We start from the raw sequence: 26236 nt of genomic DNA on the forward strand, positions 1-26236 counted from the left end.
TTGCGCGAACCACCTGCAAACCACCGTGCTGAAAGATATCGCTGCGCGGTATCGGCTGGATCGGCCGAATCTGTAGAACTGTCAGTCGGCTGCTCCTGGCGCAGGCGTGATGCGCGCATCCACGCATGGCGTGGATCTACGGAAACCCGCCCCGGTGGGCGTCGATCGTCCGAAACCTGCCTGGTGGGTGCCGACCGTTGGTCGGCACGCAGGTCAATAGGTGATCGTCACCTGCACCACATCGTTGTAGGTGCCGGCCGGTGGTTGGCCCGTGACCGGCGGCACCCGGCCATAGATTGTCAGCTGCTGCGCGCTGCCAGTGCCGGTACCGCTGGCGGTATCGACGGTCAGCGTGTTGCCCCAGCGCTGGGTGCGCGTGGAATCGCGGTACAGCTCGTAGGTGAGGTAGTAGGTGCTGGCGCCGATGGTGGTGGCCATGCGCCGCGTGCTGGTGGCGGTGGGGTTGTTCTGGCCGTTGTTGAGGCTGACCTGGTAGGCCGTGTTCTTAAGGCATGTCAGGGTCAAGGTGGCGGTCTGGTCGATGTTGGCGGGAATGCTGCCGGTGACGTTGCCGAAGTTCATGTTGGTGGTGACATAGCTTCCGCACTGCGGCAACACGTTGGCGGTGGCGGTAAAGCTGAAGGCGGCACTGGCGCTGTTGGTACCGGTGGCGCCGCCGTTGCAGGTGGCGGGCACGGTGGCCGTGCCGAGCAGCACTTCGTTCCAGGCCCAGGTCAGCACCACGTTCGCACCGCTGAACGTACTGCTGTAGGCGCCCGACGCCAGGATCTGGTTGGCCGGGATCTGCGCGAACAGCTGTGTCGACTGCGCACCGCTGCCACCGGTCAGCAACGGCACGCTGTAGGTCATGGCCAGTTCCTGTGCCGGCGGAGTGCCACGCGGGGTCAGCCCGGTTACCTGGCTGAAGTTGGAGGTGTTGTAGAGCTGGAAATTCATGCTGTCGCTGGCGCTGGTCTTCATCGTGCGCCAGCTGGAGCTGCTGCCGCCGCCGCTGCCGGCGCCGATGCCCACGCAGACCCGCACGCCGGTGGTGGCCAGCAGGCTCAACGCAGCGGTGGTGCAGGACACCGTGATGTTGAGCGTGCCGGTGGTTGCGCCTGGCGCATTGCTGTTCACGTTGCCGAACGGCAGCGTCGGATCGGCGATGGCGGTGCAGACCGCGGTGGCACGTGCCGGTGCCGCCGCCAGCAGGCCGGCTATCAGCAGCAATCCGAGCAGCAGCACCTTCATGGCGCCACCTCCGGAATGCACTGCAGCGGCGCCGGTTTGGGGCGTGCACCGGTGGCCACCACCTTGGGCAGGTCCGGCACCTTCACCCGGCACTGGCCGCGGCTGGTGGTGATGTACAGCACGCTGCCGGCGGCCACGTCTTCCAGGTACAGCAGGCCGTCATAGCCCACCAGCGCCTGGCGCCCGTCCGGCAGCTGCACCTCGCTGCCGACCTCCAGCGGTTGCCCGTCCATGCCGTGCAGGGTCAGGCTCAGCGAGGGCCGCGAGCGCAGTGCGAAGGTCACGTGGGTACCGGCGCGCTGGCGTGGTGTCACCCAGTCTTCGATGCGGTCGGCGCGCATGTCCTCGGGCAGGTCCAGGGTATCGATGGAGACGCGGTTGCGCTGCCAGGACAGCAACGGGCTGACCAGTAGCAGGCCGCGATCATCGGTCACGCCGATCAGCCGGTTTTCCAGTCGCACCGGCACGCCACCGATGCCATTGGTGCTGATCACCGCGAATGCATCGGAGACCTCGCGGGTGGCGAAGGCATGCCCGCCCATCCACACCAGGCTGCCACTGGCGCTGGCGTAGGCGTAGTTCAGGCCGCCCTGGCGCGAGGCGCCGAATGAGTAGCGACCGATAGCATTGAGGATGCCGACTTCGGCGAGGCCGCCATTGCCATCCTCGCCATGGCGCACCTGCGCACGCCAACCGACGCCGCCGGCGCTGCCGTCGCCGGGCACCGGCTGGGTGACATCGGCCACCCAGCTCTGGCTGTCGCCATTGCGCTGGCTGGACAGGCTGGCCTGGCGGTTGTTGCCCAGGCTGGCGGTGACCGACAGGTAGATGCTGCGGTCATCGCTCTTGTCCAGGTTCTGGTTCACCGACAGGTAAGCCGACCAGCGCTGGCTCCAGGTGCGCGACCAGAAGAGGCTGGCGTAGCGGTTGTCCTCGCCGTCGGGATAGCGCAGGCGCAGGTAGCTGGCGCTGAGTGTGCCCAGCCGCAGCAGATCGGCGCCGACCGTGGCCTGTTCGCTGATGCTCGGCGGCAGGTTGCCCTGCAGTGCGCCCAGGTCGCGGTAATCACCATGGCTGCGCACGGTGCGCAGATTGAAGTTGAGCCGGCGGTTGTTCCAGCTGTAGCCCAGTGCCCATTGCCCGCCCTGCAGGCCGTGATAGTCACTGTGCGCATAGGCGGCGTTGAACACGCCCGCGCCGCCGAGCAGCCACCAGCCGCCGATGCCGGCCTGGGCCAGACCGCCGCCGCCTTCGGCATGTGCTTCGCCGGTGAAGGCGTCGCTGACGCCGCCGCGCCAGCTGGCACTGGCCACGGTGCGATCGTCGTAGGCGAAGGAGCGCTGGCCGAAATCCTCACGCAGGCGGCCAACACCGACCGACCAGTCCGACAGGCCCTTGGCAAGCAGTTGCTGGGTGCCGTAGAAGCTGAAATCCAGCGTCTGCATGCGGCCGAACGCATCGGTCACCACCACCTGCGCACTGCCGGTGCCGCTGATGCCGGGTTGCGCGGCCAGCTGGAATGGACCGACCGGCACCTGCCCGCTGTACTGGCGCAGCCCATCGACGTACAGCTCGACCGTGGACGGCACCACCGCCTGGCCGAGGAAGCTGGGGGTAGGCGTGAGCACACGGTAGGGCTGCAGGCCGTAGTTGCGGCCGATCTGCACGCCGCCCATGCGCACGGGCCGGGTCCAGTCGACGAAACCACTGTAGAAGTCGCCGACGTCCAGGGTCATCGCCCTGTCGGGGAAGTCCAGGCTCCACCGGGTGTCCAGGCGCACGCTCTCGCCACGCCAGCGGCGGTCACCGGATTGCTGGTAGCGGCGGCTGATCGCGGTGTTTTCGAAGGTGCCGTTGCCGATCCCGAAAAGGCGCAGCTCCGAGCTGAGGCTGAGGTTGCCGAGTGTGTCGACCCGGCTGCCATACACGTCGTAGTTCAGCAGCAGGCCGGGCGAGGCGCTTCCGGCCAGCGCGCGGGTCTGTGGCTGGCTGAGCACGGTGGTCGGCAGGGTCAACTGGTCCAGTGGCACGTCCAGGGCCAGGGTCTGCATATGCGCGTCGTAGCGCACCACGGCCCCGCTGATCTGGTCCAGATAGACCGGCGCATCGCCGCGGGCGCTGAAGCCGAGCTGGCGCAGCACTTCCGGACTGGCCTGCAGCCGGCCATGGTTTTCGGTGAACGGCAGCAGGCCGCGCGGCGTGCTGTTGAGCGAGACGTCCAGGTACAGCGTCTGGCTGGCGGTCAGGGGCGTGGGGGCAGGCAGGATCGCATCGGCCGACACCCCGGAGACATCCGCAGCCCCGGCAGCAGCCATGCCGGGCACATCGGCGGCCTCGGTCGCCGCAGGAGCCAGGGCAGCCAACAGCGCGCCCATCAACGCCTCAGCGAGCCGGTGGTGGCGACAGCGGCGTCTGTTCCGACTCGCCATTGAGCTTGGCCGTGATCTGGTCGTTGTCGCGGTCGATGGCCGTGCGCTCGATCGGCCAGCGCATCACCTGCCCGGGCAGTACATACCCCAGCAGGCCGGGGTGCACGATGCGCGGACGCTGGACGCTGCCCAGTGCGAGGTCGGCGATCTGTGCATAGCTGTTGCCGGTGTTGGCCACCTCCACGCCGTTGCGTCCGTCCTCCAGCCGGACCAGGCTGGCCTGCAGGCGCGGCGCCAGCTTGCCGCCCGAGGGTTGCACGAACACCGGAATCGAATAGCGCAGCACGAACTGCATGCCGTTGGCACGGGTCGCCAGATCAGGCACCTCGTCGACGATCAGCCGGTAGTACTGCTGTGCCGCAGGCGGTTCGTGGTTCGGGCGCATCACCCGTACCAGCTGCTGCTGGCCAGCGCCCAGTTCCTGCATCGGCGGGGTGGCCAGCAGTTCATCAGTGGGCAGCAGTTGTTCCTGGCCATCCTGCTGCACCCAGCGGAAGACCCGCACCTGCAGCCTGACCGGCGAGGTACCACTGTTGGTCAGCCACAGTTCGCCGGCGCGCTGGCGGGCCTCAAGCTGGAGGCTGGTGGGGGCGACCTGGAGGCTGGTGGCACTGGCAGCGGCGGTGGCCAGCAGGAAAAGCGCGAGCAGCGCCACGCCGGTGGCGCGCCACGGGCGGGGTCCGGCCATGCGGGCGTGCTCCATCAATAGGTGATCGTGGCGGTGACCGTATCCAGGTAGTTACCGGTGGCCGGGTTGTTGGTACTCAGGTTCAGGATCTGGCCGTAGACGATGTAGGGCACGGCCAGGCCGGTGCCGATGCCGGCCTGGGTGTTGGTGCCTGAGGTGGCACCCCAGACCAGGGTATGCGCGGCGTCCTGGTAGAGCTGGTAGCCGACGAAATTGTTGGCGGTCACCGCGGCATTGGTGTTCTTCATCCGGCGGGTGGTGACGTCGTTGGCGGTGCTGGCATTGGCGCCCGCGTTCAGCGAAATCGTGTACGGGGTCAGGGCCGAGCACTGGGCGGTCACTGTACCCTGGCCCAGGGTGGGGGTCGCCGTGGTCGAGGCCGCCGTGCCGAAGTCAACGTTGGTGGCGGCCGCTGCCGTGATCGTGCAGGCCTTGGTGACCACCAGGGTGACGTTGAAGGTCGTGGTATCGGCCGCCAGTGCGGGGCCGGCCAGCAACAGTCCGGTCAGGGCCCAGGCGAGCGGTGAGCGGAGCGTGGATCGCATGGACAACCTCCCTGACCCGAAGGTCTGTTGAACAAGGCGAAGGCGGCGCATTCGGGGCCGCTTTGACGACAGTCATGGCCAGCTTGTGGGGGTAAGTGTCTGTAATCCGTGATAAATAGGCATGCGAAAGGGTGGAGGTCGTCACGCTTTCACTTTCCTTGCCGGAACCGTGCATGCCCCGGATCGCCAGTTGGGTGGCGTTCGTTCAGATTGCAGCCGGATCGGCGATAATGGGCGCCATGAGCGTGAATCTGAAAACCCCGCAGGAAATCGAGATGATGCGCATCGCCGGCCGCCTGGCCAGCGAAGTGCTCGACATCGTCACCCCCCACGTCAAGCCCGGTGTCACCACCGAGGAGCTGGACCGCATCTGCCACGACCACATCGTGAACGTGCAGGGCGCGATTCCGGCCAACGTCGGCTACCGCGGCTTCCCGAAGACCGTGTGCACCTCGGTCAACAACGTCATCTGCCACGGCATTCCCAGCGAAGGGAAGGTGCTCAAGGATGGCGACATCATCAATATCGACGTTACCGTCATCAAGGACGGCTGGCACGGCGACACCAGCCGCATGTACTTCGTCGGCACCCCGTCGGTAATGGCCCGCCGTCTGGTGGAAACCACCTACGAAGCCATGTGGCGCGGCATCCGTGCGGTGCGTCCGGGCGCAACCCTGGGTGACATCGGCCATGCCATCCAGAGCTATGCCGAAGGCGAGCGTTTCAGCGTGGTGCGCGAGTACTGCGGCCACGGCATCGGCAAGGTCTACCACGACGAGCCGCAGGTGGTGCATTACGGCCGCCCGGGCCAGGGCCTGGTGCTGCAGCCCGGCATGACCTTCACCATCGAGCCGATGATCAACGAGGGCACCCGCTACAACAAGGTGCTGCCGGATGGCTGGACCGTGGTGACCAAGGACCGCAAGCTGTCGGCGCAGTGGGAGCACATGATCGCGGTCACCGAGACCGGCGTCGACGTGCTGACCCTGTCGCCGGGCGAGTCGCAGGTCTCCTGAGGATGCTGCCGGCGAGTTCGCTGCTGGACACGCCGGCCGCGTCGCTCAACGACCCGGATTGGGCTGCTGCCGCGCGCCAGGCGCTGCAGCAGGCCGACGCGCGCCTGTACCGCCGCTTCGACCAGGGCGACAACATCGAGCGCCTGCTGGCGCTGCGCGCGCGTGCCGCCGACCATCTGATCCGCCTGGCCTGGCAGCGCTGCCTGCCGGTCGACAGCGGCCTGTCGCTGTTCGCAGTGGGTGGTTATGGGCGCGGTGAACTGTTCCCGCGCTCGGACATCGACCTGCTGGTGTTCGGCGATCCGCCGGCACAATTGGCGCACGAATCCGCACTGGCGCGCCTGTTCGCGCTGCTGTGGGATTGCGGGCTGGCAGTCAGCCATGCGGTGCGCAGTGCCGCGCAGTGCCGCGAGGCTGCTGCCGACCAGACCGTGTTGACCGCGCTGATCGAGGCGCGTCCGATCCTGGCTGAGGACGCTGCCCGACGCGCGCTGCGCGAGGCCATCGACGACCGGGAGCTGTGGCCTGCACGTGCCTTCTTCCTGGCCAAGCTGGAAGAGCTGCGCAACCGCCACCAGCGTTTCGGTGACACCGCCGACAACCTGGAGCCGGATCTCAAGGATGGCCCTGGCGGCCTGCGCGATCTCAACACGCTGGGCTGGATGGCGCTGCGCGCCTTCGGCGTGCGCGACCTGGAAGCGCTGGTCGGCCTGGGCCACCTGGGTGCCGACGAAGCGGCCGCGCTGAAGCGCGAGCGTGCGGTGCTGGCGCGTCTGCGCTTTGGCCTGCACCTGGTGGCGCGGCGCCCGGAAGAACGGTTGCGCTTCGATTACCAGAAGACCCTGGCCGCGCGCCTGGGCTTCGAAGACGATGCCGAGAATCTCGGTGTCGAAAAGATGATGCAGGGCTTCTACCGCGCCGCTCTGGTGGTGCGCCGGATCAGTGACCGCCTGCTGCAGCGCTTCGAGGAACAGTTCGATGGCGAGGCGCAGCCGGAACCGCTGACCGTGGGTTTTTCCCTGCGACGCGGCTACCTGGCGGCCAATGATGCCGACTGGCCGCGTGGCGATATCGGCCAGGTGTTCGCGCTGTTCTCCAGCTGGGCCAACAACCCGCAGGTGCGCGGCCTGCATTCGCTGACCGCGCGCGCGCTGGCCGAATCGCTGCCGCTGCTGCCGGCCTACGACCAGGCCGACGCCGACGCGCGCGAGCAGTTCCTGGCCCTGCTGCGTGGCCAGCGCCCGGTCGATACGCTTTCGCGCATGGCCAGGCTGGGCGTGCTCGGCCAGTGGATTCCGGCATTCGCCCAGGTCAGCGGGCGCATGCAGTTCGATCTGTTCCATGTCTATACGGTGGACCAGCACACGCTGATGGTCCTGCGCAACATCGGCCAGTTCGCCAGCAGCCGTGCCGACGAGCGCTTCTCGATCGCACATGAGGTGTGGCCGCGCCTGCGCAAGCCGGAGCTGCTGCTGCTGGCCGGCCTGTTCCATGACATTGCCAAGGGTCGCGGTGGCGACCACTCCGAACTGGGCGCGGTCGATGCACGCGCGTTCTGCCAGGCGCATGCCCTGAGCATCTCCGACACCGAACTGGTGGCCTGGCTGGTCGAACAGCACCTGCGCATGTCGGTGACCGCGCAGAAGCAGGACATCGCCGATCCGGTGGTGATCCATCGCTTTGCGACCCTGGTCGGCAGTCGCGACCGCCTCGACTATCTGTACCTGCTGACCTGCGCCGATATCGCCGGCACCAGCCCGAAGCTGTGGAACGCGTGGAAGGACCGCCTGCTGGCCGACCTGTATTTCGCGACCCGGCGCGCGCTGCGTGAAGGCCTCGAGCACCCGGTGCCTGCCGCCGAGCGCGTGGCCGAGGCGCGTGACAGCGTGCGTGCGCTGGTGCGCGAGCAGGGGTATGACGATGCCACCATCGACCGCCAGTTCGCCGTGATGCCCGACGAAGGCTTCATCCGCCTGCGCCCGGAGCAGCTGGCCTGGCAGGCTGCCGCACTGGTACCGGTGAAACAGGGCCAGGCGCTGGTGAAGGTGCGCCGCATCAGCGTCGACGACCCGGCACTGGAAGTGTTCGTGCATTCGCCGGACCGCGACGGCCTGTTCGCTGCCATCGTGATGACCCTGGACCGCAAGGGCTACGGCATCCATCGCGCGCGGGTGCTGGATGGTCCGGCCGACACCATTTTCGATACCTTCGAAGTGAACCCGGCCGACAGCTTCGCCGATGGCAGCAGCGCCAACCTGGAGGCCGCGCTGCGCGAGGCACTCAGTGGTGACCTGTCGCGCCTGCGCCCGTCGCGCCGGGTGGTGCCACGCCAGCTGCGCCATTTCCGTTTCGCCCCGCGCATCGAGTTCCGCGATGAACCGGGCGCAACCCGTTTTGCCCTGGTCGCGCCCGACCGCCCCGGCCTGCTGGCCGACGTGGCGTTCGTGCTGCGCAACCAGGGCCTGCGCGTGCATGATGCGCGCATTGCCACGTTCGGCGAACGCGCCGAAGACACCTTCGTGATCAGTGACGAACACGACCTCCCCCTGACTGAACCTGCCCGGCAGCAGCTGCATGACGCGATGCTGGCCTGCCTGGACCCTGATCGAAACGCCGGAGACCCCGCCTGATGGCCACCAAGCCCGTTAAGAAGACTGCTGCCACCGCCAAGAGCGCAGCGGCCAGGAAAATTGCCGCCGTGCCGGCCGTGAAGAAGGCTGCCACGCCGAAGAAAGCCGCAGCGGTGAAGGCGCCGGCGAAGAAGGTGGCGGCACCCAAGAAGGCCCCGGCCAAGAGTGCAGAAGCCGCACGCGCCGAAACCATCGCCCGCAAGTCGCTGCGCAAGCCGGCCGCGCCGGGCGTGGAAGAACTGAAGTTCGGTATCGAAAGTGCCTTCGAACGCCGCGCCACGCTGACCCTGCACGAACTGGAAGGCTCGACCAAGCCGCTGGTCAACCGTGTGATCGATGGCCTGGAAAGCGGCGAATTCCGCGTTGCCGAACCGGACGGCCACGGTGGCTGGAAGGTCAACGAGTGGCTGAAGAAGGCGGTGCTGTTGTACTTCCGTGTCAACGACATGGCTGTGGTCGATGCGCGCCCGGCGCCGTTCTGGGACAAGGTCGAATCGCGTTTTGCCGGTTATGACGAAGCCAGGTTCCGCCGTGGTGGCGTGCGCGTGGTGCCGGGTGCGATTGCCCGCCGTGGTACGTACTTCGGCAAGGACGTGGTGCTGATGCCGAGCTTCACCAACATCGGCGCCTACGTCGGCGAAGGCACCATGGTCGATACCTGGGCTACCGTGGGTTCCTGCGCGCAGATCGGCCAGCACTGCCACCTGTCCGGCGGCGCCGGCATCGGCGGCGTGCTGGAACCGCTGCAGGCCAGCCCGACCATCATTGAAGACCACTGCTTCATCGGCGCGCGTTCGGAAGTGGTGGAAGGCGTGGTGGTTGGCCACCACAGCGTGATCGGCATGGGCGTGTTCCTCAGCCAGAGCACCCGCATCTACAACCGCGCCACCGGCGAGATCAGCTACGGCTACATCCCGCCGTACAGCGTGGTGGTGTCCGGCTCGCTGCCGAGCAAGGACGGCACCCACTCGCTGTACTGCGCAGTGATCGTCAAGCAGGTCGATGCCAAGACCCGCAGCAAGACCAGCGTCAACGACCTGCTGCGCGGCCTGGCCGACTGAAGGTGGCTGCGCCGGAAGACCTGGCGCAGTCCGCGATCTACCGGCATCCGTCCGACAACGCGTTCGGGCGGATGCTGCCGCGCCTGCTGCATGCATCCCGCTGGAGCCGGCTGCGTCGCGCGCTGTCGCGGCGCTGGCCGATGCCGGCACTGGCCAGCGATGTGCGCGACGTGGTCTACGCGAGCTGGTGGGTCGACGTGCGTCACGCACCAACGCCGCCACCGGGCCATCATTACGTGGTGCATGCCGGGCGCACGCCGTACACCATCCTCAGCTACCGTCACGGGCACTTCGGGCCCGCGCTGGCCGGGCCGCTGCGCGCGCTGATGCCGTCGCCGCAGCAGAGCAACTGGCGCTGGTACCTGTGCCGTGACGACGATCCGGACGCCACGCCGGTGGTGCTGTTTGATCGCAACGTGATGGACCAACTGGCCTTCGTCGCCGGGGCGCGTGCGTTCAGTGATGCCATGCAGCCGCATCTTTCCACCCGCTTCGAACATGTGCTGGATGCCGCCGGTCGTGGCCACACGCTGATCGAAGGCGGACAGGGCAGTGCACCAGACCTTCGCCTGCAGTGGCGGGTTGCTGCCGACTGCGCGGATGCCGCGTGGGCGGCGGCCTTCGGTGGCCAGCAGGCCCTGCTACGCTTCCTGACCTGCCAGGACGAAGCCATCGCCCGCACCTGTGATCGCCGCTGGGCCAGCACCCGTATCGCGCTGCCGGTGGACGTCGACAGCCTGCAGCCGCTGCGCCTGGAAGGCGAACTGCATTGCCCGCGCCTGCAGGCGATGGGCGTGGCGCTTGAATCGGGCCTCGCCTTCCGTTTGCCGAGGGTGCCGTTCCGGGTCGTGTCCGAGCGTCTGTTGTGAGATTCTGGCCCCCTGTTTTCCAGCATCACAGATGGCCATGAGCACCACTGTCTACGGTTTGAAGAACTGCGATACCTGCAAGAAGGCGACCAAGTGGCTGGACCGCTTCGGCGTGCCGTACACCTTTGTCGACTACCGCGAGAACAAACCCAGCCCGGAAATGCTGCTGGAATGGGCCGAACAGCTGGGGGGGCTGGCGGCGATGGTCAACAGGTCCTCCACCACCTGGCGGCAGCTGCCCGACAACCGCAAGGCCGCCGATTCCGAGGCCGAGTGGAAGCTGCTGCTGCGCGAGTACCCGCAGCTGATCAAGCGCCCGCTGGTGGTCACCGCCGATGGCAGGGCCAGCCAGGGTTTCAGTGACAATGGCTTCAAGGCACGCTTCGGCGTGGGCGACGCATGAGTGCCGTCCTCGACCTGGCCTGCGAGCTGATCGCACGGCCTTCGGTGACGCCGGACGATGCAGGTTGCCAGGCGCTGTTGGCGGCGCGGCTGAAGCAGGCTGGATTCCACTGTGACCACCTGCGCCTGGGCGAGGTCGACAATCTGTGGGCAACCCATGGCCAGGGCGCACCGGTGCTGGTCCTGCTGGGCCACACTGACGTGGTGCCAACCGGCCCGCGCGAAGCCTGGACCAGCGACCCGTTCACCCCACAGATCCGCGATGGCGTGCTGTACGGGCGCGGTGCCGCCGACATGAAAGGCAGCGTGGCTGCGTTCGTGGTCGCCGCCGAGCAGTTCGTCGCCGCCCATCCCGACCATCCCGGCACGCTGGCGGTGCTGCTGACCAGCGACGAAGAGGGTGATGCCATCGATGGGGTGCGCCACGTTGCACGCCTGTTCGCCGCACGCGGGCAGCGCATCGACTGGTGCATCACCGGTGAGCCGTCGTCGACCGCGGCGCTGGGCGATCTGCTGCGCGTGGGTCGCCGCGGCAGCCTGTCCGCCAAGCTGCGCGTGCAGGGGGTGCAGGGGCATGTGGCGTACCCGGAGAAGGCGCGCAATCCGATCCACCAGGCGGCGCCGGCACTGGCCGAACTGAGTGCGCGACGCTGGGACGATGGCTACGAGAGCTTCCCGCCGACCAGCCTGCAGATTTCCAACATCCACGCCGGCACCGGTGCCAACAACGTGATTCCCGGCGAGCTCGAAGTGGATTTCAACCTCCGCTACAACCCGCATTGGGACGCGCCGAAGCTGGAAGCAGAGATCGCCGCACTGCTGGACCGGCATGGCCTGCAGTACACGCTGAAGTGGCACCGCAGCGGCGAGCCGTTCTACACCCCGGAAGGCACGCTTCGCGCCGCCGCACGGGCGGTGCTGGCCGAGCACATCGGCCGTGCGCCGGAGGAAAGCACCGGCGGCGGCACGTCCGATGCGCGCTTCATCGCGCCGTTGGGTGCGCAGTGCATCGAAGTAGGCCCGGTCAACGCCAGCATCCACCAGGTGGACGAGAACGTGCGCGTGGACGAACTGGAAGCACTGCCCGGGCTGTACCAGCGGCTGGTGGAACGGCTGCTGGTGTGAGCCTGCGACGGTGGGTGCCGACCGTTGGTCGGCACGCCGCCCGCCGGCACTACTCCGAAAAAATGAAGAACGGCGGCTCGACCGCCTTCTTCCAGTAACTCGGCGCTGCATTGTAGAAGCGCTGTGCCTCGGCCTTCGCGAACCAGCGTGCCGCCGCCTCGGTGTCCTTCTCCACGCCCGGCGCACTCCGGCCCAGCAGCAGCCCGGCGAAGTACTGGCCGAAGACATTGCCCTGTTCCCCGGCACGCTGGTACAGCTGCAACGCACGTGCCGGATCGCGCGGCAGTCCCATGCCTTTCTCCAGCAGTGCGCCCAGATCCACTTGCGCTTCGGCATCGCCACGCGCCGCGCGACGCTGGATGCGCGCAACCAGCGGATGCACGGTGTCGCCCTGCGCGGCCACTGCATCCGGCAGTTGCGAGGAACGGCTTGGATAGCGCTGGTAGATCATCGCGCGCAGGTCCCAGCGCAGCGCCTGTTGCGCGTCGCCCCGCTGGCGATAGGCCTTGGCGAGCCCGTAGAACGCATAGGGATTGCCGTGGTTGGCGGCCGCCAGATAGGCGCGTTCGCCACGTCGCCAGGACGCACGCAGCACCGGTGCAGGATCGATGCGGGGGCTGTCGGCATGCCGCAGCATGCCGGAGGTCCAGATCCGGCCGAGTGCCTCTTCCGCCTTGGTGTTGTGGAAGGTCCATGGCGTGATCGCAGCGGCACGCTCGTAGTAGGCGAGCGCGCGCGGATCGTTGAAGCGCTCGAAGGTCTCTGCGGTATCCCAGGCGCCGTCAAAGCTGCCGTCGCTGCCGCGCTGTTCCAGGGCCTGCTGCTGTGCCGGTGGCAGCCTGGACGGCGGGGGCAGGGTCTGGCACGCCGTCAGGCCCAGGCAGAGCAGGGCGGCCAGTACGGCGGTGCATCCAGTGCGGTGTTGCATTTCCATTACACATTGCGGGGCGCGCCATTATGCGCCTCACGTGTGGTTGCCAACGCAACTGTTGCGTCGCGCCGGAAACCGGGGTACGGTCGATCACATGTCGATCCGCCTGGCCACCGCCGTCAATAACAACAACCGCAATAATCTGCGCGCGAATAATCGTGCGCGGCCGATGCGGGACTGCGCCCTGGGTAGATAGACAGCAATACACGCCCGGACACCAGAGAACCCGCATCGGCCGATGCGGGTTTTTTTGTGCCCGGGCGCAGCCTTCCCGGGCCTGGATGGCCGGTCGAACACCTTCCCCTCGTGAAATTCCCCAACAGGAGCTCCGCCATGTGTTCGATCTTCGGAATCTTCGGCCTGCAGGCCGGTGACGATCTTCCCGCCCTGCGCCGTCATGCGCTGGAACTGTCGCAGCGCCAGCGCCACCGGGGTCCGGACTGGAGCGGCGTGTACCTGGACGAAGGCGCACTGCTGGTCCACGAGCGGCTGGCCATCGTCGATCCGGCCGGCGGCTCGCAACCGCTGCTGTCGGCCGATGGGCAGCTGGCGCTGGCAGTGAACGGCGAAATCTACAACCACCAGCAGCTGAAGGCCGCGCTGACCACCACCTACGACTTCCAGACCGGCTCGGACTGCGAGGTGATCAACGCGCTGTACCGCCAGGGCGGCGCGCCGGCGCAGTGGCTGGAACAGCTCAACGGCATCTTCGCTTTCGCGCTGTGGGACCGTGATGCCGGCCGGGTGCTGGTTGCGCGCGATCCGATCGGGGTGGTGCCGCTGTACTGGGGCCACGATGCGCAGGGGCGCCTGCGGGTGGCTTCGGAGATGAAGGCGCTGGTCGATTCCTGCGCCGATGTCGCGCAGTTCCCGCCGGGCCACTATTTCGACAGCGCCAGCGGTGAGCTGGTGCGCTACTACCAGCAACCGTGGCGTGACTACGCCGACGTGCAGGGCCGCCAGGCGGATCTGGCCGAACTGCGCCAGGCCTTCGAGCATGCGGTGGAACGCCAGCTGATGAGCGATGTGCCGTACGGCGTGCTGCTGTCCGGTGGCCTGGACTCGTCGCTGGTGGCGGCGGTGGCCGCGCGCTATGCACGCCGCCGCATCGAAGACGGCGGGCAGACCGAAGCCTGGTGGCCGCGCCTGCACTCGTTCGCGATCGGCTTGAAGGGCTCGCCCGATCTGGCCGCCGCTGCGATCGCCGCCGAAGCGCTGGGTACGGTGCACCACGGGTTCGAATACACCTTCGAAGAAGGCCTGGATGCACTGCCGGAAGTGATCCGCCATATCGAAACCTACGACGTCACCACCATCCGTGCATCGACACCGATGTTCCTGCTGGCGCGGCGGATCAAGGCGATGGGGGTGAAGATGGTGCTGTCCGGCGAGGGCAGCGATGAGATCTTCGGTGGCTACCTGTACTTCCACAAGGCGCCGGACGCGCGCGAATTCCACGATGAGCTGGTGCGCAAGCTCGACGCCCTGCACAACTACGACTGCCTGCGTGCCAACAAGTCGATGATGGCCTGGGGCGTGGAGCCGCGCGTGCCGTTTCTGGATCGTGAATTCCTCGACGTGGCGATGCGCTTCGATGCCGCGCACAAGATGGTCGGTGCCGGGTTCGGTGGCCGCCGCATCGAGAAGGCGGTGCTGCGCGAGGCATTCGATGGCTACCTGCCGGACAGCATCCTGTGGCGTCAGAAGGAGCAGTTCAGCGATGGCGTCGGCTACGGCTGGATCGACGGGCTGAAAGCGCATGCCGAGGCGCAGGTGAGCGACCGTGTGCTGGCGGCGGCCGACAAGCGCTTCCCGCACAACCCGCCGCAGACCAAGGAGGCGTACTACTACCGCCACCTGTTCGAGCAGTTCTTCCCGAGCCGCGCGGCGGCGGAGACCGTGCCGGGCGGCAAGTCGATCGCCTGTTCGTCGCCGGCGGCGATCGCCTGGGATGCCAGCTTCGCCGCAGCTGCCGACCCTTCCGGACGCGCGATTGCCGGCGTGCACGCGCAGGCCCTGGCCTAAGCCCCAAAAAGGGGACGGAGGGGATTAAGTCGTTAGTGGCACAAACGACTTAATCCCCTCCGTCCCCTTTTTGTATCATCGCCCCCCTGCGCATTGGGGAATGTTCATGGACGTACAGGCAGGCGGCAACGCGCCGCCCACGAATTGGGGATGGCGTTATCTGGCCTGGGCCGGTGTCCCGCTGCTGGTCGGCGTGCTGCTGGCGCGGTATGCCGGGCCGGCGGCGCCCGAGGCGGTCGCCCGTGCCACGGCTGCTGCCGAAGGCAGCTGGGCGCAGCATCTGGCGTCACCGCTGGGCCTGTTCCTGCTGCAGCTGCTGGTGCTGCTGCTGGTGGCCAAGGGCGCAGGTGCGCTGCTCAAGCGCTTTGGGCAACCGGCGGTGATCGGCGAGATGGCCGCCGGCCTGATGATGGGGCCGCTGGTGCTCGGCAGCCTGTTGCCGCAGCTGCATGGCGCCCTGTTCCCGGCCAGCTCGCTTGGCCCGCTGGGCATGCTCAGCCAGCTGGGCGTATTGATGTTCCTGCTGGTAGCCGGTGCCGAGCTGGACCTGGCGGCACTGCGTGGCCGCCGGCGTTTTGCTTTCACGGTCAGCCATGCTGGCATCGCGGTGCCGTTCGTGCTCGGCGTCGCCCTGGCGATCTGGCTGTATCCGCAGCACGGCCCCGAAGGTGTGGGCTTCACCGCGTTCGCGTTGTTTGTCGGCATCTCGATGAGCATCACCGCGTTCCCGGTGCTGCTGCGCATCCTCGCCGACCGCGGCATCACGCAGACATCGCTGGGCCAGACCGCCATCGCCTGCGCCGCCTTGGGCGACGCCACTGCGTGGTGCCTGCTGGCGCTGATCGTCGCAGCGGCCCAGGCCAGTGGCTGGCTACCGGCCAGCCTCAACCTGCTGTGCGTGGTTGCGTTCGTGGCGTTGATGCTGGGGCTGGTGAAGCCCTGGTTCACCCGCCAGCAGATCGCACCGGGCCGTGAGGGGCGCTGGCTGCTGGGCATCCTGCTGCTGTCGCTGGCCAGTGCGCTGGTCACCGAGATGCTCGGCATCCATGCGCTGTTCGGTGCCTTTGCTGCGGGCGTGGCAGTGTCGTCCAACGTGCAGCTGCGCGAGCTGCTGATGGCCCGCGTCGAACCGTTCGCAGTGACGCTGCTGCTGCCGCTGTTCTTCGCCATGACCGGTCTGCGCATGCGCGCCGATGCATTGCAGGCCAGCGATATCGTGCTGTGCGCGGTGGTGATCGTGGTGGCCACGGCCGGCAAGCTGCTGGGCACCTTCAGTGCTGCACGCAGCGCCGGCATGCCCACGCGCGAGGCGTGGCGGCTGGGTGCACTGATGAACACCCGTGGCCTGATGGAGCTGATCGTGCTCAACCTGGGCTACGAGCTGGGCCTGCTCGGCGACCGCCTGTTCGCGGTGCTGGTGATCATGGCGTTGGTGACCACGGCGATGACCGGGCCGCTGCTGAACCTGATCGAGCGGCGCAGGGCCTGAGCGCTGGGGGGCATCCATGCAGGCGTGGAGGTGGGGTCAGATCCCTTTTCCTCTGGAAAAGGGATCTGACCCCGGCCGTCAACGCGCCGGCACCAGCGTCATCACGTGCTGTGCCTTGCCAGGCAGGAACGGGGTCGGGCGTCCATGCACCCAGTCCTCGTGGCCGGCACCCCAGTAAGGTGACAGCGGATGCCCGCTCTGGCCGCCGGGCATATGCACAAAGCCGTCGGCCTCGTGGCCGGGCGACACCACCATGCGCTCGGAAGCACCGAAGTTCGGCGTCTGTACGCGCGGCATGTCGCGGTCACCAGGCAGCCGGTCGGCGGGCATGCACAGCCAGCGCTTGGCGATGTCCGGCAGTGCGCGAGCAATGGGATGGCAGATCGCCGCGGTGTTGCGTTCACCCCACGTGCGCCTGGCCAGTGGGCCCTGCCTGGAGAGCTCGGCTTCCGTGCGGCGTGCTGCATCGATCAGCAGCGCATCCCAGCTGTCGAACGCCGGCGGCAGCAGGTTGGCCGGGCGCTGCTGCAGCATCGGCCAGGCTACGCCTTCCAGCTGCGCCAGGCGCGGATCGAGGTAGTCCTCACCCAGCTGCGCATTGGCCGGTGCCAGCAGCGCATCGGACAGCGTCTCCATCACCTGCGTGCGGAACTCGCGCACCACCCGGTAGCTGACCGAGTCGGCTGAAGCGCGCCCGCCCCACTGATGGCTGACCGCCTTCAATCGCTTCAGCGCAGGGTCGTCACTGCGTTCGATGACGTCGTGCAGCAGGGCCCACCAGCGCTGCAGGAACACGGCGCGGTCATCGAGCTGGATCGCCAGCAGATCGTGCTCGTCGAAGCGCTCCTGGATCGCCAGCAGGTCACGGATCTGCCGCGCCCGTGCACCGAGGTCATAGCCACCGTTGCCGGCGGCGGCCAGTGCCTCGCCGTCCAGAACGCGGCCGTTGGCGGTCCACAGGCGATGGTTGGGTGGGTCGATCAGTGCCGGTGAGGCATCGCTGCGGATCGGCCAAGGTGCGCAGTCCTGGTTGTTGGCGGCGGTGAAGCCCGCAGGCGCACAGCCGGGGCCGCGGTCCGGGCGGGCGCCGATCAGGCGCCAGGCGATGCGTCCGCTGCGGTCGCCGACCACCAGGTTCTGTGCGGGGATGCCGGCGTGGTCGGCGAACTGCAGGGCAGTGTCCAGGTCACCGGCGCGGGCCAGGTCACCGAAGTCCAGACGCACCGCGCCGGGCAGCTGGGCGACCCAGCGCAGCGCGTCGCCGCTGCCATCGGCGTGGGTATGCAGGACCGGCCCCCAGGCGGTTTCGCGCACCGGGAACACCACATCGGCCTGGCCGGCTACGGTGATGCGTTCTTCATGTACGGTCGCCGGGGCGTTGGCCGGTTCAGTGCGGTAGTCCGCCGTGTCGATGTAGCTGTTGGTGAAGCCCCAGGCCACGTGACCGTTGCTGCCGACGATCACCGCGGGCAGGCCGGGCAGCGAAAAACCGGTGACATCGACCTGGCCGCCGGCAGCCTGCGGGTCCGGGTAGCGCAGACGCACGCGGAACCACAGGCCCGGTGCACGCAGGCCCAGGTGCATGTCGTCGGCGACGATCGCGCGGCCATCGGCGGTAAGCGCCCCGGCCACCGCGAAGTTGTTGCTGCCGACGGCGTCCGCCTCTTCCTGCGCGGTGCCGGATGTTGCCTTCAATGTGCGCAGGTCAAGCTGGCTGGCATCGGGCAGGGCGGCGTTGCCGGTGGGTTCGCCGAACAGCGGTGCATCCCATTCGGTGCCGTCGTGGGCGATCAGCGCATACAGCGCCGGTGGCACCACCGCGCGGATGCGGCTCAGCGCAAGCTCGGTCTGGTTGCCCGGATCCTGCAGGTCGGCATACATGGCCAGCCCGGCCAGCACGCTGTCGCTGGCCTGCCAGGGCTGTGGTGATTGCCGCAGCAGCAGGTAGGCCCACGGGCGCACGGAGAGATCGGCCAGGCCCTCATTGACCCCACCGACATAGGCGCTCACGGCTTCGATGTTGTCGCCCAGCGCAGCCCGCATGTTCGCCTCGGTGCGCGCGCGCAGCCGATGCACGCGCATGCGCTTGTCGGCGTCGATGGCCTTCGGCCCGAACAGCGCCGACAGCTCGCCGGCGGCACTGCGGCGCATCAGGTCCATTTCGAAATAGCGTTCCTGCGCATGCACGCGACCCAATGCGCGCATGGCGTCGGCCTGGCTGCCGGCGGTGATGGTGACCACGCCCAGCGCATCGCGCTCGACGGTGACCGTCTTGGCCAGCCCCGGCAGGGCATGCTCGCCGTCCAGGTCGGCCAGGCTGCCACGCAGCAGCAGCCAGATTGTCAGGACCGCAGCCATCACGATGGCGATCAGCAGAGCCAGTATCCAACGCCATCTACGTCGCATTGCAGGTCCTTCCAGCACTCGAGGGGCGATTGTAGCCGCAGGCGCAACTGCGACTGATTCCGATTAGATCACCGTATTCTGAAATGGGGCACCCTATGCCGCATCGATTCACAGGAGCCCCCCCATGAAAGGCAACCCGGACGTCATCGCCTGCCTGAAGGAACTGCTGCGCGGCGAGCTTGCTGCCCGCGACCAGTACTTCATCCATTCCCGCCGTTACGAGGACCAGGGCCTGTTCGCGCTGTACGAACGCCTGAACCACGAGATGGAAGAGGAAACCCAGCACGCCGATGCGCTGCTGCGCCGGATCCTGTTCCTCGGCGGCGACCCGGACATGCGCCCGCATGCCACCGAGCCGGGCAAGACCGTGGAAGAGATGCTGCAGAAGGATCTCGATACTGAATACGCCGTTCGGAACAATCTGGCCGCCGGCATGAAGCTGTGTGAAGAGAACGGCGACTACGTGAGCCGCGACATCCTGCTGGCGCAGCTGAAGGACACCGAGGAAGACCACGCCTGGTGGCTGGAGCAGCAGCTGGGCCTGATCAAGCGCATCGGCCTGGAGCTGTACCAGCTGAGCAAGATCGACGGCAACGGCGCCCCGGCGCACTGAGCCGCAGGGGGCGCCGGGCAATTCCCGGCGACCACCCGGTAGAGCCGACCGCTGGTCGGCTGCACTTCAAAAGGCAGCCGACCAGCGGTCGGATCTACCAGACGAAGCACAGCGTTCTGTCGCCCGCCAGCACCGGAGCACCGCCAGCCAGCCTTCGCCCGCCAGCTGCTCCACCGCCCGCCAGCCGACAACGAAAAAGCCGGGGAATTCCCCGGCTTTTTCGTGTCCGGAGTCAGAGCCCGTTCCGTTGGAACGGGGTCCGACCCCCAGCCCTCACTCCACCGACAACCCTTCCACCTTCTGCCAGCCGCGCGGCAGCAGGTGGCCGCGGGTGGCGCGGGCGCCGAGGTAGGCGTCCAGCTCATTGAACTTCAGGCCCATGGTGCGCTGGCCACTGCGTACCTGCAGGGTCTGCCCCGGGCTGATCGCCACGATGGCGACCACGCGTTCGGTGGCGAGCTTGGCCTTCGGGATCTCGATGATCTTGTTGCCCTTGCCCTTGTCCAGTTCCGGCAGGTCGTTGGCAGCAATCGCCAGCAGGTTGCCCGAACTGGTCACCGCCACGATGCGGTCGGTGGCCACGTTGGCGAGCACCGACGGGGTCAGCACCGAGGAACCGGACGACAGGTTCAGCATCGCCTTGCCGGCCTTGTTGCGACCGATCAGGTTCTCGAAGCGGGTGACAAAGCCATAGCCATGACTGGAGGCCAGCACGAAGCGGGCATCCGGCTCGGCACTGGCCAGGGTCACGAAGCTGGTGCCCGGTGCCGGCGAGAAGCGGCCGGTCAGCGGTTCACCGTTGCCGCGCGCCGAGGGCAGGGTGTGCACCGGCGTGGAGTAGGCGCGGCCCTCGCTGTCGAGGAACGCAACCTGCTGGGTGCTGCGCGCACGCACCGCGCCCTGCAGCGCATCACCGTCGCGGTAGGACAGCGCGGATGCATCGACGTCGTGGCCCTTGGCCGCGCGGATCCAGCCCTTCTCTGACAACACCACGGTCATCGGCTCGCTCGGCACCAGCTCGGTCTCGTCGATGGCCTGCGCGGCCTGGCGCTGCACCAGCGGCGAGCGGCGTGCGTCGCCGAACTTCTTGGCGTCGGCGGTCAGTTCGTCGCGGATCAGCTTCTTCAGCTTGGCCTTGCTGTCGAGGATGCCGAGGATCTTCTCGCGCTCCTTGGCCAGCTCGTCCTGCTCGCCACGGATCTTCATCTCCTCCAGGCGGGCCAGCTGCTTCAGCTTGGTTTCCAGGATGTACTCGGCCTGGTCGTCGGACAGGCCGAAGCGCGCGATCAGCGCGGCCTTCGGTTCGTCCTCGGTACGGATGATGTGGATCACCTCGTCCAGGTTGAGGAAGGCGACCAGCAGGCCCTCCAACAGGTGCAGGCGGCGCTCGACCTTCTGCAGGCGGTGCTGCAGGCGGCGGGTGACGGTGTTGCTGCGGAAGGTCAGCCATTCGCTGAGCAGCATCTTCAGGTTCTTCACCTGCGGACGGCCGTCCAGCCCGATCACGTTGAGGTTGACGCGGTAGCTGCGCTCCATGTCCGTGGTGGCGAACAGGTGGCCCATCAGCTGCTCGGCGTCGACACGGTTGGAGCGCGGCACCAGCACCACGCGCACCGGGTTGGCGTGGTCGGACTCATCGCGGATGTCCTCCAGCCACGGCAGCTTCTTGGCACGCATCTGTGCGGCGATCTGCTCGATCACCTTCGACGGCGACACCTGGAACGGCAGCGCCGTCACCACGATGTTGTTGGCTTCCTTGGTGAAGGTCGCACGCGCACGCACGCTGCCGTTGCCGGTCTCGTACATGTTCCGCAGATCGTTGGCGGCGGTGATGATCTCGGCGCTGGAGGGGTAGTCCGGGCCCTGCACGTGCTCGCACAGGTCGCGCACGCTGGCATCGGGGTTGTCCAGCAGGTGCAGCAGCGCGCTGACGATCTCGTTGAGATTGTGCGGCGGCACGTCGGTGGCCATGCCCACGGCGATGCCGGTGGTGCCGTTCAGCAGCAGGTGCGGCAGCCGCGCCGGCATCCAGGTCGGTTCCTGCAGGGTGCCGTCGAAGTTCGGTGCCCAGTCGGTGGTGCCCTGGCCCAGCTCGCCCAGCAGCACTTCGGCGATCGGGGTCAGCTTGGATTCGGTGTAACGCATCGCGGCGAACGACTTCGGGTCGTCGCTGGAGCCGAAGTTGCCCTGGCCCTCGATCAGCGGGTAGCGGTACGAGAACGGCTGGGCCATCAGCACCAGCGCCTCGTAGCACGCGCTGTCGCCGTGCGGGTGGTACTTACCGATGACGTCACCGACGGTGCGCGCGGACTTCTTCGGCTTGGACGCGGCATTCAGGCCCAGCTCGCTCATCGAATAGATGATGCGGCGCTGCACGGGCTTCAGGCCGTCGCCGATGAACGGCAGGGCGCGGTCCAGGACCACGTACATCGAGTAGTCGAGGTAGGCGCGTTCGGCGTACTCGCGCAGCGGCAGTTGTTCGAATCCGTGGAACACGGGGCGGGCAAGTTCGGTCATGCGGCGTTGTTACCTGTTGTCGGGAGGCGGCGACGGCGGTCGCCGCTCGCAATCCTGTGATTATCCGGATGCGGCGGGGGATGCCAAGCCGCGCGCAGGGTCCAGCCCGGTTTCCAGGCCATGTCCGGCCCGCGCCAGGTAGCGCCCCGGCGGCAGCCCGAAGTGGCGGCGGAACACGGTGACGAAGGCGCTGGCGCTGCTGAAGCCCAGTGCATGGGCGATGTCGGCGACGCTGCGGCCGTCGGTCAGCTGGCGCAGGGCTTCGGACAGCCGGGCCTGCTGCCGCCACTGGGCGAAGCTGAGCGTGGTCTCGTCGCGGAAGTGGCGGGTCAGGCTGCGCGGCGACAGCCCGGCCCAGTGCGCCCACTCGGCCAGGCTGCGCTCGTCGGACGGGTCGGCCAGCAGCTGCGAGGCGATCTTCAGCAGGCGCCGGTCATGCGGCATCGGCAGATGCATGCGCTGGCGCGGCGCGGTGCGGATCTCATCCAGCAGCACCTCGATGATGTGCTGGCGCTCGGGCGTGGTGTCATAGCCCAGCGGCCATTCGCAGATGCGGTCGGCCAGCGCCTGCGCCAGCTTAGACAGGCCCAGCACGCAGGGATCGGCGGGCAGGGTGGCGCAGGCTGGCGCGGCCAGTGCCATGCCCCAGCCGCGCAGCGGGCCGTCCAGGGTGACCGTATGCGGCTCCAGCGGCGGCATCCAGCCGGCCGAGCCCGGCGCCAGTGACCACGTGCCGTGCGAGGTCCGGGTGGTCAGCAGGCCGCGTTCGACGCAGATCAGCTGCGCGCGCTGGTGGTGGTGCCAGTCCACTTCACGGACCAGGCCCAAGGGGCTGTCGAAGCGGAAAGCGACAACCGGTGGCCCGTCATTGCGCTCGAACCAATCCAGCGCGTCGTCGCGCAACAACCGCTTGGAAGGGGGGATTTCTGCCTTGTTCATCATATCCGCTGGCTGAAATGTGTCATCCATTGGCTGAATTGTACTACCGGGCCACCTGACCAGATCATTAAGGTAGGCGCCTTCATTGATCCAGCCCGCTGCTGCAACACAGCATTCGATGCCAGATCGAATATTTCCATTGAGAAATATTTTTTTTGGAAGAGAATGCTCCCCCATGATCTGTCCTGCAACCACTCCCCCCAGCTTCGGCCTGCTGCTGCGCCAGGTGCGCGACGGCCTGGTCCGTCAACTCGACGCATCCATGGCTGAAGAAGACCTGGGTATCGGCTTCACCCATTACATCGGGTTGAAGGTGCTTTCCAACATGGCCCCGTGCACGGCCAACGAGCTGGCCCAGGCCATCGACCAGGTGCCCAGTGCGGTGACCCGCCTGCTGGACAAGCTGGAGTCGCTGGGCTGCGTCCGCCGCGAACCGCATGCCCAGGACCGGCGTGCGCTGCAGATCGTGCTGACCGATGAAGGCCGCGCACTGTGGGCGCGGCTGAAGCTGCGCGGCGACGCGGTGATGGATTACGCCCTGCGTGATCTTTCCGCCGACGAGCGCACGCTGCTGCTGTCCCTCCTTACCCGAATCCGCGATTCCCTGACGACCCCATGAACCCGATCCCGCATTCCACTCTCCGCCGGTCCGGGCGCGCGCTGCTGGTGTCAGCGCTGGCCCTGGCCCTGGCCGCCTGCGCCAGCAGTCGTGGCCTCAACCCGCAGGGCCACGTGCTCGACGTGGACAGCCTGCACAGCGAACGCACCCTGGCCGACACCGACCTGAGCGCCACCGGCTTCCCGGCGCAGGACTGGTGGAAGGCGCTGGGCGATGCACAGCTGGACGCCCTGGTTGCCGAAGGCCTGGCCGGTCACCCGAGCCTGGCCGCCGCCGATGCGCGCCTGCGCCAGGCCCAGTCCCAGGTGGGTACCGCGCGTGCCGATCGACTGCCGAGCCTGTCGGTGTCCGGTGGCTATACCGGCCTGCGCCTGCCTGAGTCGATGGCAGGCAGCGAGATGGGTGGCCACTACGCCGGCAGCAGCCAGGTCGCCTTCGACTTCAGCTATGGCGTGGACCTGTGGGGTGGCAAGCGCGCTGCCTGGGAAGCGGCCGTGGACGGCGCCCATGCCGCCACTGTCGAAGCCCAGGCTGCACGCCTGAACCTGTCCACCGGCATCACCCAGGCCTATGCCGACCTGGCCTATGCGTGGCAGCTCAACGACGTGGCCGAGGAAGAGCTGGCCCGTTCGCAGAAGTCGCTGGAACTGACCCGCCAGCGTCGCAGCGCCGGTATCGACAGTGATCTGCAGGTGCGCCAGGCCGAGGCCCGCGTGCCCGCCGCGCAGCAGCAGGTGCAGGCCGCGCAGCAGCGCATCGATGCCGCCCGCACCGCGCTGGCCGCGCTGGTCGGCAAGGGGCCGGACCGCGGCCTGTCGATCCAGCGCCCGCAGCCGTTGAATCCGATGGCCCTGCAACTGCCGGGCGTGTTGCCCAGCGAACTGCTGGGTCGTCGCCCCGACATCGTCGCCGCACGCTGGCGCGTGGAAGCGGCCGACAAGCAGATCAAGGTTGCGAAGACCAAGTTCTACCCGAGCTTCAACCTGACCGCGCTGGCCGGCGTGGTCGCCCCGAACGTGGGCGACCTGCTGAAGAGCAGCTCCACCTTCGCCTACATCGGCCCGGCGCTGAGCCTGCCGATCTTCGAGGGGGGCAAGCTGCGCGCCAACCTGGCCAACACCGATGCGCAGTACGACCTGGCGGTGGCCAACTACAACCAGGCCGTGCTCGACGCATTGCGCGACGTTGCCGACCAGGTCAATGCAGTGCGTTCGCTGGCGCAGCAGGCGCACTCGCAGCAGCAGGCGGTGGACACCGCGCGCTCGGCCTTCGATCTGGCCCAGCAGCGCTACCGCGCCGGCATCGGCAGCTACCTGGACGTGCTGACCGCGCAGTCCACCCTGCTGCAGTCGCAGCAGCAGCTGGCCGGGCTGCAGTCGCAGCAGGTGCAGTCCTCGGTGCGCCTGAGCAAGGCGCTGGGCGGTGGTTTCCAGCCCGCTGAAGCCGACCTCGCACCGATCGCCTCCCATTCCAATTCCTCGCATTCCTGAAGACGCCTGCCATGAGCCAGACCCAAGACACCGCGGCCCCGGCCGCCCCCAACCGCCGCGGCAACCTGCTGCGCGGCCTGTTCGTGATCGTCGTGCTGCTGCTTGCAGCACTGGCGCTGTGGTACTTCATGTTCGGCCGTTGGTTCGAAGAGACCGACGACGCCTACGTGCAGGGCAACCAGGTGCAGATCACCCCGCTGGTGGCCGGTACCGTGGTCGCCATCAACGCCGATGACGGCATGCGCGTGGAGCGCGGCCAGCTGCTGGTACAGCTGGATCCGTCCGACACCTCGGTGGCACTGCAGCAGGCCGAAGCCAACCTGGCCAAGACCGTGCGCCAGACCCGTGGCCTGTACCGCAGCGTGGAGGGCGCGCAGGCGGACTTGAACGCCCGCCAGGTGACCCTGAAGCGCGTGCGCGAAGATTTCGCCCGTCGCAAGGACCTGGCCGCCACCGGTGCCATCTCCAATGAAGAACTGGCCCATGCCCGTGACGAGCTGGCCGCTGCCGAAGCCGCCGTGGCCGGTTCGCGCGAGACCGTCGAGCGCAACCGCGCGCTGGTCGACGACACCGTGATCGCCACCCAGCCGGACGTGCAGGCCGCCGCCGCGCAGCTGCGCCAGGCCTTCCTCAACAACGCCCGCGCCGGCATCGTCGCGCCGGTGACCGGCTACGTTGCCCGTCGTTCGGTGCAGGTCGGCCAGCGCGTGCAGCCGGGCAATGCCCTGATGGCGGTGGTGCCGACCGAGCAGATGTGGGTCGAGGCCAACTTCAAGGAAACCCAGCTGCGCCACATGCGCCTGGGCCAGGAAGTGGAGCTGAAGTCGGATCTGTACGCCGGCGACGTGAAGTACAAGGGCCGCATCCAGAGCCTGGGCCTGGGCACCGGCTCGGCGTTCTCGCTGCTGCCGGCGCAGAACGCCAGCGGCAACTGGATCAAGATCGTGCAGCGCGTGCCGGTGCGCATCGCCATCGATGCCAAGCAGCTGGCCGAACACCCGCTGCGCATCGGCCTGTCGATGAAGGCTGAAGTGAGCCTGCGCGACCAGAAGGGCGAAGTGCTGCCGAGCACGCCGGCCAAGGGCACGGTGTTCGACACCGACGTGTATGCCAAGCAGCTGCATGATGCCGATGAGGTGATCCATACGATCATCCAGGGCAACCTGCCGCAGCAGGCGAAGGTGGGCTGAG

At 67.7% G+C, this 26236-nt stretch carries 20 protein-coding genes; 12 read left to right on the forward strand and 8 right to left on the reverse strand.

The window, feature by feature from the left end; genetic code table 11:
- Positions 1-213 precede the first annotated feature (213 nt).
- From AC5P57_RS02770 to AC5P57_RS02785, 4 genes are read right to left on the reverse strand one after another with little or no spacing between them, the layout of a single operon-like run.
- A complete protein-coding gene (locus AC5P57_RS02770; RefSeq protein WP_099551067.1) occupies positions 214-1251 on the reverse strand; it encodes a Csu type fimbrial protein in 1038 nt (345 codons plus the stop codon).
- Positions 1248-3626 (reverse strand): fimbria/pilus outer membrane usher protein, encoded by a 2379-nt coding sequence (locus tag AC5P57_RS02775; protein ID WP_262236223.1) that lies wholly within the window; start codon positions 3624-3626, stop codon positions 1248-1250. The genes AC5P57_RS02770 and AC5P57_RS02775 overlap by 4 nt, the downstream gene beginning before the upstream one ends.
- A 7-nt stretch (positions 3627-3633) precedes the next feature.
- Entirely contained in the window at positions 3634-4383 is a 750-nt protein-coding gene (locus tag AC5P57_RS02780) for a fimbrial biogenesis chaperone (protein WP_099551069.1), read from the reverse strand.
- Positions 4383-4913, reverse strand: a complete 531-nt coding sequence (locus AC5P57_RS02785) for a Csu type fimbrial protein (protein WP_099551070.1) — start codon at positions 4911-4913, stop codon at positions 4383-4385. Before AC5P57_RS02785 ends, AC5P57_RS02780 begins: the two co-directional genes overlap by 1 nt.
- Positions 4914-5086: 173 nt before the next feature.
- Between AC5P57_RS02785 and map the strand changes: the two genes are divergently transcribed.
- The 6 genes from map to dapE are packed head-to-tail and all read left to right on the forward strand — an operon-like array spanning position 5087 to position 12016.
- A complete protein-coding gene (map, locus tag AC5P57_RS02790; protein WP_005408754.1) occupies positions 5087-5929 on the forward strand; it encodes a type I methionyl aminopeptidase in 843 nt (280 codons plus the stop codon).
- Between the two features lie 20 nt (positions 5930-5949).
- A complete protein-coding gene (locus tag AC5P57_RS02795; protein WP_447385576.1) occupies positions 5950-8559 on the forward strand; it encodes a [protein-PII] uridylyltransferase in 2610 nt (869 codons plus the stop codon).
- Positions 8559-9620, forward strand: coding sequence for a 2,3,4,5-tetrahydropyridine-2,6-dicarboxylate N-succinyltransferase (gene dapD / locus AC5P57_RS02800; protein WP_262236224.1), 1062 nt, complete (start codon positions 8559-8561; stop codon positions 9618-9620). The genes AC5P57_RS02795 and dapD overlap by 1 nt, the downstream gene beginning before the upstream one ends.
- 2 nt (positions 9621-9622) lie before the next feature.
- The gene (locus tag AC5P57_RS02805) at positions 9623-10489 is read left to right on the forward strand and encodes a hypothetical protein (protein ID WP_142807597.1); all 867 of its coding nucleotides are present in this window, start codon (positions 9623-9625) and stop codon (positions 10487-10489) included.
- A gap of 31 nt (positions 10490-10520) precedes the next feature.
- Complete coding sequence (locus AC5P57_RS02810) at positions 10521-10892, forward strand: arsenate reductase (protein ID WP_197577866.1); 372 nt, start codon at positions 10521-10523, stop codon at positions 10890-10892.
- Positions 10889-12016, forward strand: coding sequence for a succinyl-diaminopimelate desuccinylase (gene dapE / locus AC5P57_RS02815; protein ID WP_142807600.1), 1128 nt, complete (start codon positions 10889-10891; stop codon positions 12014-12016). The genes AC5P57_RS02810 and dapE overlap by 4 nt, the downstream gene beginning before the upstream one ends.
- Before the next feature lie 49 nt (positions 12017-12065).
- On the opposite strand, the gene AC5P57_RS02820 is transcribed toward dapE, so the two are convergent.
- Positions 12066-12950 (reverse strand): tetratricopeptide repeat protein, encoded by an 885-nt coding sequence (locus tag AC5P57_RS02820; RefSeq protein WP_262236225.1) that lies wholly within the window; start codon positions 12948-12950, stop codon positions 12066-12068.
- Positions 12951-13280: 330 nt separating this feature from the next.
- Here AC5P57_RS02820 and asnB point away from each other — a divergent pair, with 330 nt between their 5' ends.
- Together asnB and AC5P57_RS02830 are read left to right on the forward strand one after the other, a co-directional pair.
- Positions 13281-14972, forward strand: coding sequence for an asparagine synthase B (gene asnB, locus AC5P57_RS02825; RefSeq protein ID WP_262236227.1), 1692 nt, complete (start codon positions 13281-13283; stop codon positions 14970-14972).
- A 100-nt stretch (positions 14973-15072) separates the two neighbouring features.
- Positions 15073-16461, forward strand: a complete 1389-nt coding sequence (locus AC5P57_RS02830; protein WP_262236228.1) for a cation:proton antiporter domain-containing protein — start codon at positions 15073-15075, stop codon at positions 16459-16461.
- 78 nt (positions 16462-16539) lie between these two features.
- On the opposite strand, the gene AC5P57_RS02835 is transcribed toward AC5P57_RS02830, so the two are convergent.
- Complete coding sequence (locus AC5P57_RS02835) at positions 16540-18867, reverse strand: penicillin acylase family protein (protein WP_262236229.1); 2328 nt, start codon at positions 18865-18867, stop codon at positions 16540-16542.
- A gap of 124 nt (positions 18868-18991) precedes the next feature.
- Between AC5P57_RS02835 and bfr the strand changes: the two genes are divergently transcribed.
- Positions 18992-19480 carry a bacterioferritin gene (bfr, locus tag AC5P57_RS02840; protein ID WP_010486279.1) on the forward strand — a complete coding sequence of 163 codons (489 nt, stop codon included), beginning with the start codon at positions 18992-18994 and terminating at the stop codon, positions 19478-19480.
- 273 nt (positions 19481-19753) lie between these two features.
- Here the strand turns inward: bfr and parC are convergent, their stop codons facing one another.
- Positions 19754-21997, reverse strand: a complete 2244-nt coding sequence (parC, locus tag AC5P57_RS02845; RefSeq protein ID WP_099551079.1) for a DNA topoisomerase IV subunit A — start codon at positions 21995-21997, stop codon at positions 19754-19756.
- Between the two features lie 60 nt (positions 21998-22057).
- Positions 22058-22939 (reverse strand): helix-turn-helix domain-containing protein, encoded by an 882-nt coding sequence (locus tag AC5P57_RS02850; protein ID WP_185959191.1) that lies wholly within the window; start codon positions 22937-22939, stop codon positions 22058-22060.
- A gap of 172 nt (positions 22940-23111) precedes the next feature.
- On the opposite strand from AC5P57_RS02850, the gene emrR reads away from it, so the two are divergent.
- From emrR to emrA, 3 genes are read left to right on the forward strand one after another with little or no spacing between them, the layout of a single operon-like run.
- Entirely contained in the window at positions 23112-23555 is a 444-nt protein-coding gene (gene emrR, locus AC5P57_RS02855; RefSeq protein WP_126928107.1) for a multidrug efflux system transcriptional regulator EmrR, read from the forward strand.
- Positions 23552-25045, forward strand: a complete 1494-nt coding sequence (emrC, locus tag AC5P57_RS02860) for a multidrug efflux transporter outer membrane subunit EmrC (protein WP_262236231.1) — start codon at positions 23552-23554, stop codon at positions 25043-25045. The genes emrR and emrC overlap by 4 nt, the downstream gene beginning before the upstream one ends.
- Before the next feature lie 11 nt (positions 25046-25056).
- The gene (gene emrA, locus AC5P57_RS02865) at positions 25057-26235 is read left to right on the forward strand and encodes a multidrug efflux MFS transporter periplasmic adaptor subunit EmrA (RefSeq protein ID WP_099551083.1); all 1179 of its coding nucleotides are present in this window, start codon (positions 25057-25059) and stop codon (positions 26233-26235) included.
- Position 26236: the final 1 nt, after the last annotated feature.

The sequence above is a fragment of the Stenotrophomonas sp. YJH_SMC_79 genome, assembly GCF_059367995.1.